9 protein-coding genes are annotated in these 7104 nt (G+C 59.2%); 1 reads left to right on the forward strand and 8 read right to left on the reverse strand.

Annotated features, from left to right (window positions below):
* From RMO15_RS12350 to RMO15_RS12355, 3 genes are all read right to left on the reverse strand, one after another.
* A partial coding sequence (locus RMO15_RS12350; RefSeq protein WP_309712767.1) for an NAD(P)/FAD-dependent oxidoreductase occupies positions 1-301 on the reverse strand: 301 nt, incomplete at its 3' end.
* A gap of 69 nt (positions 302-370) precedes the next feature.
* On the reverse strand, positions 371-778 hold the full coding sequence (locus RMO15_RS33255; protein ID WP_369016105.1) for a PEP-CTERM sorting domain-containing protein: 408 nt from the start codon (positions 776-778) through the stop codon (positions 371-373).
* Positions 779-862: 84 nt separating this feature from the next.
* Positions 863-1942: a peptidoglycan DD-metalloendopeptidase family protein gene (locus RMO15_RS12355; protein ID WP_309712770.1), complete on the reverse strand. Its 1080-nt coding sequence runs from the start codon at positions 1940-1942 to the stop codon at positions 863-865.
* A gap of 31 nt (positions 1943-1973) precedes the next feature.
* Between RMO15_RS12355 and RMO15_RS12360 the strand changes: the two genes are divergently transcribed.
* Positions 1974-2465, forward strand: coding sequence for a hypothetical protein (locus RMO15_RS12360; protein WP_309712773.1), 492 nt, complete (start codon positions 1974-1976; stop codon positions 2463-2465).
* Here the strand turns inward: RMO15_RS12360 and RMO15_RS12365 are convergent.
* From RMO15_RS12365 to RMO15_RS12385, 5 genes are all read right to left on the reverse strand, one after another.
* Positions 2448-3224: a TatD family hydrolase gene (locus RMO15_RS12365; RefSeq protein WP_309712776.1), complete on the reverse strand. Its 777-nt coding sequence runs from the start codon at positions 3222-3224 to the stop codon at positions 2448-2450. The genes RMO15_RS12360 and RMO15_RS12365 overlap by 18 nt on opposite strands.
* On the reverse strand, positions 3221-3823 hold the full coding sequence (locus tag RMO15_RS12370; RefSeq protein ID WP_309712779.1) for a hypothetical protein: 603 nt from the start codon (positions 3821-3823) through the stop codon (positions 3221-3223). The genes RMO15_RS12365 and RMO15_RS12370 overlap by 4 nt, the downstream gene beginning before the upstream one ends.
* Positions 3824-3839: 16 nt before the next feature.
* A complete protein-coding gene (locus RMO15_RS12375; protein ID WP_309712783.1) occupies positions 3840-4829 on the reverse strand; it encodes a hypothetical protein in 990 nt (329 codons plus the stop codon).
* 401 nt (positions 4830-5230) lie between these two features.
* Positions 5231-5743, reverse strand: coding sequence for a hypothetical protein (locus tag RMO15_RS12380; protein WP_309712786.1), 513 nt, complete (start codon positions 5741-5743; stop codon positions 5231-5233).
* Positions 5744-5901: 158 nt separating this feature from the next.
* Positions 5902-7104 (reverse strand): VWA domain-containing protein (locus tag RMO15_RS12385; RefSeq protein WP_309712790.1); only part of this gene is annotated, 1203 nt, incomplete at its 5' end.

Raw genomic sequence — 7104 nt, forward strand, 5'->3', positions numbered from 1 at the left:
GGCCATCATTGGCTCCCTCCCCTCCCACACGCTCTAGAGTCACGACTTTTTCGTTCACACAGATAGTGGGGTTGTACTGAAGTGCCTGCTCGGCAAACTGAGCAACGAGATCCTTGGCCAGAATGCGGGGAAAGCCTCCCACATCGTAGATATACTTTTCCGGGTAGAGGGCGGAGAGCTGGCCTCCGAGCTGGGGCATGGAGTCAATAACCTTGGTACGCATCTGGCGCAGACCCGCATAGAAGGCACCAAAAAGACCCGTGGGGCCGCCACCGATAATCGTGAAGTCGTAGAGATCCATAGCTGTCCTGAAAAGAAAAACCGCGCACCCTGAGGGGATGCGCGGCTTCGCAGGACTATTGTACCACAGCTATTTTCCGCGTTTTCGACGACGGATGAGAGCTACTCCGCCTAGAGCCAGCAAGGCAAGTGTTGTCGGTTCGGGCACAGAGGGAGCTGTCGAACGAGAGCGATGGGTTGCCGCCACATTGGTAGTATTCGAACCGGTGTTTATACCCGGATCAGGCGTCGGAGCCGGGGTTGGCGTAAAGGCAATTGGTGCCGGAGTTGGCTGAGCAGGGCCTTCCCCCCACTGCACGCGATCTGTACTATTGCTACCTGAAGTCACATTCGAGGTGCTAGTTGAGCTTTTGAGTGCTGTCGAGGTTTTACTCGCGGTTTTTACGCTCGTGGCTAGTGTTTGGGCTGACGCCGACGAGGCCAGTGTGAGAGCGGACAAGGCAAAACTGAGGGTGATCAGAGTGAAGATGCGTTTCATTCGTAGTTGAGGTTCCTTGAGATTATGGTAGGAACCCTGCGGATTTACCTTTACGGCAAGCACAGATAAACTCGTAATTTTGCTTTAAAGTCCGCCGCCTATCGGATTAACGGGCGTACCATTGCGCCGCACTTCAAAGTGCAGGTGCGGGCCGGTTGCCAGACCCGTTGCCCCGACACGCGCGATCACTTTCCCCTGTTCGACACTCTCTCCTTCGTGGGCTAAGAGCACCGAGCAGTGGGCGTAGAGAGTGGAGATGCCCCCGCCGTGATCCAGCAATACCACATTGCCGTAGCCGCGCATGACTCCTGAGAAGGCCACCACCCCCGTTGCCGCCGCGACAATCGGGGTGCCCGTGCCGGCACCAAAATCTACACCAGCGTGCAGGCGGTTGTACTTGAGAATTGGGTGGAAGCGCATGCCGAACGGAGAGACAATCCTTCCGGCCACCGGCTGGATCAGCTTGCCCGCAAATGTCCCTGGTAGAGGCATCCCTTCCAGTGCCTGGAGCCGCTTCGCAATCTCCTGCGAGTCGGCGGCAAGCTGGGCGTACTCTGCCTCAATCTGGGTACGAGCGGCCTGCGCCTCTGCTAGCACGCCACGGCGCTTCTGGACGAGCTGGGCTTCTTTGTCTTGCTGGCCCCCGAGGGCTAGCTCCTGCTTGTGGATCTCGGTAGCCTTCTGATCGAGAAGAACCTTCCACTTAACGACTTGCTCGCGACTGGCCTTGATCTTGGCGATGAGGGTAGACTCGTACTTGACTATCGAGCGGATGAGCTGTGCGCGGCTAACCAGCTCGCCCATGGTGTGCGCCCCCAGGAGCACCGAGGCGTAGCGCACCGGGCCTTGGCGGTAGTTGGCTGCCATGCGCTGCGCGAGGCCGTGCTGTGCGACCGCAAGCTGCTTCTGGGACTTTGTCAGGAGCCCCGCGACTTTTTGCTGCTCATCACGCGTCCGGTTTAGCCGTGATTTCGTCTCCGCAAGCTTCTGGCGTGTGCTCAAGAGCTGCGCCTCTACCTGGGAAAGCTCTAGCACGATGGCGTCCTCAGAGCGTTTCGCAGCGACGAGCTGGCCTTGGACAGCACTGAGCTGCTGCTGGGTGGCAGAGAGCTTGCTTTTGAGAGCGGTTTTCTGTAGTTTTTTACTCTGGGGCGGCTTGCGCATCGAAGAATTGTACCGCGCGATACAATAGGTCGTGATACGTCTTGCTCTCCTCCTCGTTGTTGCGCTGCTTCTGGCAGGTTGCCCTCGCCCTACTCGCAAAGGCACTGAGCGTCTCTCTAGCCCCGCCGACGGCTCTGTGCGTGTACTGGCGGTACGCGTGAAGGAGACCCCGGAGACGCTTCACTACCAGTGGAGCTTGCTAGGGGAACGTAACTGGACAACCCCGAGTGTCTCGGGAGGACAAGCAGGCCTGGAGGGGGTCTACAAGCTCAATGATCCCAAGAAATCCGGAGGCTGCCACACCTGGCTCTGCGATGTGATCTTCACCAAAAAAGGCTCTGGGACAGACTGGCAGTGGGAGCTGCGCCTACGTGGCTCTAATGGCAAGACCGCAAGTGAGACAGGCACGGGCTCGGGAACTCCCGAGGTGCTTGTCAAAGACGACCAAGATGCCAAGCTTGCCGCCGAGATTCCTCTCGCAAAGCTCGGGGAGAAAGTCCTGAGCCTAGCCGTTCCCAAGTAGCTTCGGAAAGGCACGACGTGCGTTGGCGGTGGTTTGCGTATCGAGCGCGTCGGGCGTGGTGTCTCGAAGATCCGCGATGGTATTCTTGATATAGACCAGCCGTGCGGGCTCGTTGGGGAACTTGCCCCGAAAGGGCTCGGGCGAGAGATACGGCGCATCGGTTTCCAGAAGTAGCAGCTCGGCGGGTGTGGCCTTCACGATCTCTCTCAGTGCGTCGTTTTTCTTGTAAGTCACCGGGCCGTCTACCCCGATAAACCAGCCGTGCTTCCAACAAATCTCTGCGTGGCGCATGTCTCCTGCGAAGCAGTGGATGATCAGCGGAATGTCCGCTGCCTCGGCCTCTAGCAGCGCCAGACACTCGTCGTAGGCATCGCGGCAGTGGATGACGACCGGCAGATTGACTTCTCGGGCGAGCTCTAGCTGTGCCCGAAACGCGGCGTACTGCAAGTCTCGTGGCGACAGATCCCGGTAGAAATCCAGCCCGATCTCCCCGATTGCTAGCACTCTCGGGTGCGTCGCCCAGCCTCGTAGCCGCTCCGCAATTTTTGCATTCCAGTGTTTGGCATCGTGCGGGTGCACCCCGACCACTGCCCAGATCCGAGTGTCTTTCTCCGCCAGCGCTACGGCTTTCTCCGACGAGGCTTCGTCAAAGCCGACGACTACGAAGTCCGTGACACCCGCCTCGGTGGCGCGTGCCAAAACACCGGGCAGGTCGCGCTCTAAAGTCTCGTTGTTAAAGTGAACATGCGTCTCGATCATCGTGAGGGTGCGGGTAATGTGAAGGTCAGGGTCATGGTTTCCATCAGGGCAAGTGAGGTCGTTGCCGCAGGCTCAATGTCCTGGCTGGAGAGCTGGAAAAAGCTGTTGCCGATTTGCGTGACGTAGCTGAAACCACGCATCTGCTGGCCTGTCTGTGTGTCGGTGCCTTTCCAGTAGGCGCGGTAGAATGTCAGACCGTTGACGGTGCCCCGCTGCGTGGCGGAGCGCTTCCAGTCCTTGCGCCGACGCTCAATGCTAGAGAGCATCTTGTCCAGAACCTGATCCGCTGTGTACGAAGTCGCCTCTTCTTTGGGAGGTGTGAGCGTCGTGACCATGAGATACACACGGGTTTTGTCAGCGCGGGGTGGGCTTACCCACGCTTTTGCTTGGCTTCCCGCAGGCCCTGGCATGGTCTGAAATTGGTAGTCTTGGGGGCGGAGGAGCTGGAACTCGGAGGCTTCACGGGCGGGCACGGGAATCAGCCCTCTCCGAAGCGTTTGATTGGGTTTCCACTCAAGATCACGCGTTTGCGGGGCAGCAAGGCTTGTGGCATGCGATGCAAGTCCGAGAATTATTGCAAGAGAAGCTAATATTTTCATAATTATTGCCTGTATCTTATCGCAGGGCGGTAAGCAGTGCCTGCATGGCTCTGGTGTCGGGCACGGGGACGACGCTTTCGATCGTCTCGGGAATGCCCTCCACGCCGCAGGCTTTCGGATCGTTGGTTGCGCCCGTCGCCGACCGGAAACCGTGGCGCTCCCAGGCAAGTTTCTGAACCTCGGGGTCTTGGAGTGCCGCGATGAGTTTCTTGCCATTTGGGGTGAGTGCTAGGATCGGGTGGCTGCTCCAGACCGTGGGCTTCGGGTAGAGCACGCGGAGCTGGGCCTTCTGCGTAGCGTATTTTTCTGGGCTGGTTCGGGCGAAGTCAATCAGCTGCGCCTCGTAGCCGACAATGATCGGTTTGTCGCCAATGCCCCGACTGACGTACTGCGTAAAGAGCGTGTCCGAGCTGCTCTCCTGAAAGCCCTGTGCCGCGATCAGCGCCTTGACTTTGGATGTATCGCCCAGCACGGTCTGCAAAAGCCCCGCATAGAGATTCCCCGATGATGATTTCAGCGGGTCGGTGGTGTAGAGCACGACTTTTCCGTAGAGCTCGGGAAGGCCCAGCTCTTTCCAGGTCTTGCCTGTTGCGGCGGCGTTGACGAGCTTGGGGAAGTCGAGTTTCTGTTTGTCTAGTGCGTCGGCGACTTTTGCCCAGGTATAGAGCACCAGCGGTGAGTTCAGCACGTTCTCGCTCGCCAACAGCGGCTTGCCCGCATCTTTGTAGAGCGCCAGCGCTACCGACGACGAGGGCCATAAGAAGTCTTTCCCCGTGGTGTCTGACTCCGTGACCATCTCCAGCGAGCCGCGCTTCTCAGCTTCGAGCACCAGTCCGTAGCGCTCCCACAAGAGCTTGCCAAACTCGGGGTCGGCGAGAAGTGCGCTTTTCTCACCCCCGACAAAGCCGCGCAGAACGGTGGGGGCAGTGCGGGATTTCTGGGCCGTCAGAAGCGCGGCGGCTCCCATGACAGTCAGCAATAGAATCAGTCCGATAAATTTTTTCATAGATATACCTCAGAGTAAACTTCTTGCTTCAGACAGGAGAGGAATATTTAACCGCATAGAATTTACCACAATTGGATTTTCAAATTATTTTGCCTCTGCTTTCCGGGTTCTTAAAACCCTGCTGAGTATCGCATTGGCTCATAACGCCAGGTATGAAGGCACTCCCACCTAGGGAGGGAACGGTTATCTGTACCCGGGTACCCTTTGGGTGAAGTGAATGTAGGTGGTTGAACCAACACATCGTCTTGATTCGTAAAACATTCAGACGGCATCAGTTTTTCTAGTGTGGCTCCTGGTAGCTTGCTACCTAGAGCACGGGGCAATGTAACTTGCCCTATAGACGGGGAAGTAGGCTTGCCTTCCTCCACTGTCAAAGCCTTCGGCTTTAGCCGAAGGATCAGTTACTGTTTTCTCATTCCTATAACGCGTTCGGGGACAAGCTCAACCAGAGTTTGTCGTAGGGCGGCCAGCTCGCTTGCCAGTGCTCGGTCATCATCGCGGCGATGTGCCTCGGCCAAGCGCAGTAGGCGGCGCTCGACCAGCTCAAGAAGTGTCAAAAGCTCCGTGCGGGCTTGGCCGGTGGGATTTATGCCGGTTTTGTACGGCTCGCAGGCACGCTTGATGTAGACCAGATGCTCGTCCACGGCGCTGGTTAGCTCGGGTTGGTGGCGGAGGCGCTCCGTGAGGCGCAAGAGGGAGGCGAGGTGCTCGCCTTCGTCGCGGCCCGACCAGCGCTCAGCCAGTGGCTCCAGCCAGGGTTTTTCGCTAGGGATCGTCTTGGGAGCGAGCAAGAGGCGCACCCCGAGATAGGCTCCACCTGCGAGAGCCGCACTGAGAAGAACGGGCTGCTTGGCGGCCAGAAGCAAGACGATAAAGAGTAGCGTGGCGGTAAGGCCCGCCTTGAGGTCAGCCATTGTAGCCCTCCCAAAAGTCACCGGAAGAACGAGTCTTCCGGCTCACGAGGGCGACGGCTGCCTTCGCAGCCAGTAAACTTGGTTGGGCACGGAGGTGCCCGTCGCCTTCTAAAGCCCAGAGACTCGTTCTCAGGGGCTTGCTCAGGCCCGCCTTGAGGTCAGCCATTGTAGCCCTTCGCCTCCCGGAACGCCGCGCTCAGGTCGCTGCGCCCCTCAAATGTCCTGCCCGACGTGCTCTCGGTGAGCGCATCAAGCTGCTCCGACGATGCCTCGCCAAATCGAATGGCAAAGACGGGGATATCGAGCTTCTCGCTCACCACATCGCTCAGGCTTGCTCCCGTGTTGGACTCGCCGTCGGTGAGCAGGATCACGGCGGGGAAGTAGTCCTCGTAGCCGGGCTGCCGGTGAATGCGCTTCAGCGCCTGCACGGTGGGGGAGTAGATGTCCGTGCCACCCGTTGCCTCTAGCGCTTGAATCTTCGCATTGAGGCTTGCCAGCGCGTTGGGATCGTTGCCGCGCACCTCCCAGAGCACCTGCGGGGCTCCACTGAAGGGAATCACCACGGTAATGTCTCTCGACGAGGTTTGCAGCAGGCTCCGTCGCGCTTGGTCTTGATCCAGCAGGCCGCGCATGGCGCTTTTCAGTTGTTCCAATCGCTCGCCACGCATGCTCCCCGAGACATCGAGACAGTAGACCGTGAGCGAGGGCTTTCGGAGCGTGGTCTGGTATAGATCCAGCGCCTGCCGCACGACCTCGGCGCGGGGCAGGCGGAGCTGGCTTGGGAAGGCATCGCCGATGGGACCTGTGCGCCGCCCAGTCGCCGCGATCTCGCGCTGGATCTCCGGGGAGAGCAGCCACGTCTGGAGCTTGGTGAACGCCTCGCGCTTGCTTGCGCTCTGCCCACGCTCGACATAGCCCAGCGGCGCATCAGCGATGGCGACGCCATCGGAGGGATAGATCATGGTGAGCTTCTCTTTGCCCTGCGCCCCAAGCTGTGCGTTGGCCTCGGTTGCCATGACCTCGTAGTTGATCATCGCGTCGTAGTCGTCGTAGCGGCGCAGAAAGAGCTCCGTCAGCCAGCCCGAGCTTCCCGCCGAGCGGTTGACATTTCCCAGCAGTGCTGCCACGCCGCTTTGGACGGCAGGTTTTTGCAGATCGCTCTCGGTCAGCACCTGCGGCTTTCCCGCAAACGCCGAGAGAAACGCGAGATACGCCGCCGCGCCGCTGTTGCTCTGCGTGGCGGAGGTCAATAAAAAACGAAGGCGGCCCACTTGGGCCGCCTCTCGAATCTTGTCCGTCGTGACTATTTTCTTGTCCGTCCAGCCCAGCCTCTGGGCCACGCTCCCCTTTAGCGCCAGACC

The organism is Armatimonas sp., from assembly GCF_031410135.1.
Classification (GTDB): domain Bacteria; phylum Armatimonadota; class Armatimonadia; order Armatimonadales; family Armatimonadaceae; genus Armatimonas.

Bases quoted from the DNA above. Each gene is read 5' to 3' on its own strand.
- RMO15_RS12365 (WP_309712776.1), bottom strand. From the start codon at position 3,224: ATGATCGAGACGCATGTTCACTTTAACAACGAGACTTTAGAGCGCGAC.
- RMO15_RS33255 (WP_369016105.1), bottom strand. From the start codon at position 778: ATGAAACGCATCTTCACTCTGATCACCCTCAGTTTTGCCTTGTCCGCT.
- RMO15_RS12355 (WP_309712770.1), bottom strand. From the start codon at position 1,942: ATGCGCAAGCCGCCCCAGAGTAAAAAACTACAGAAAACCGCTCTCAAA.
- RMO15_RS12380 (WP_309712786.1), bottom strand. From the start codon at position 5,743: ATGGCTGACCTCAAGGCGGGCCTTACCGCCACGCTACTCTTTATCGTC.
- RMO15_RS12375 (WP_309712783.1), bottom strand. From the start codon at position 4,829: ATGAAAAAATTTATCGGACTGATTCTATTGCTGACTGTCATGGGAGCC.
- RMO15_RS12370 (WP_309712779.1), bottom strand. From the start codon at position 3,823: ATGAAAATATTAGCTTCTCTTGCAATAATTCTCGGACTTGCATCGCAT.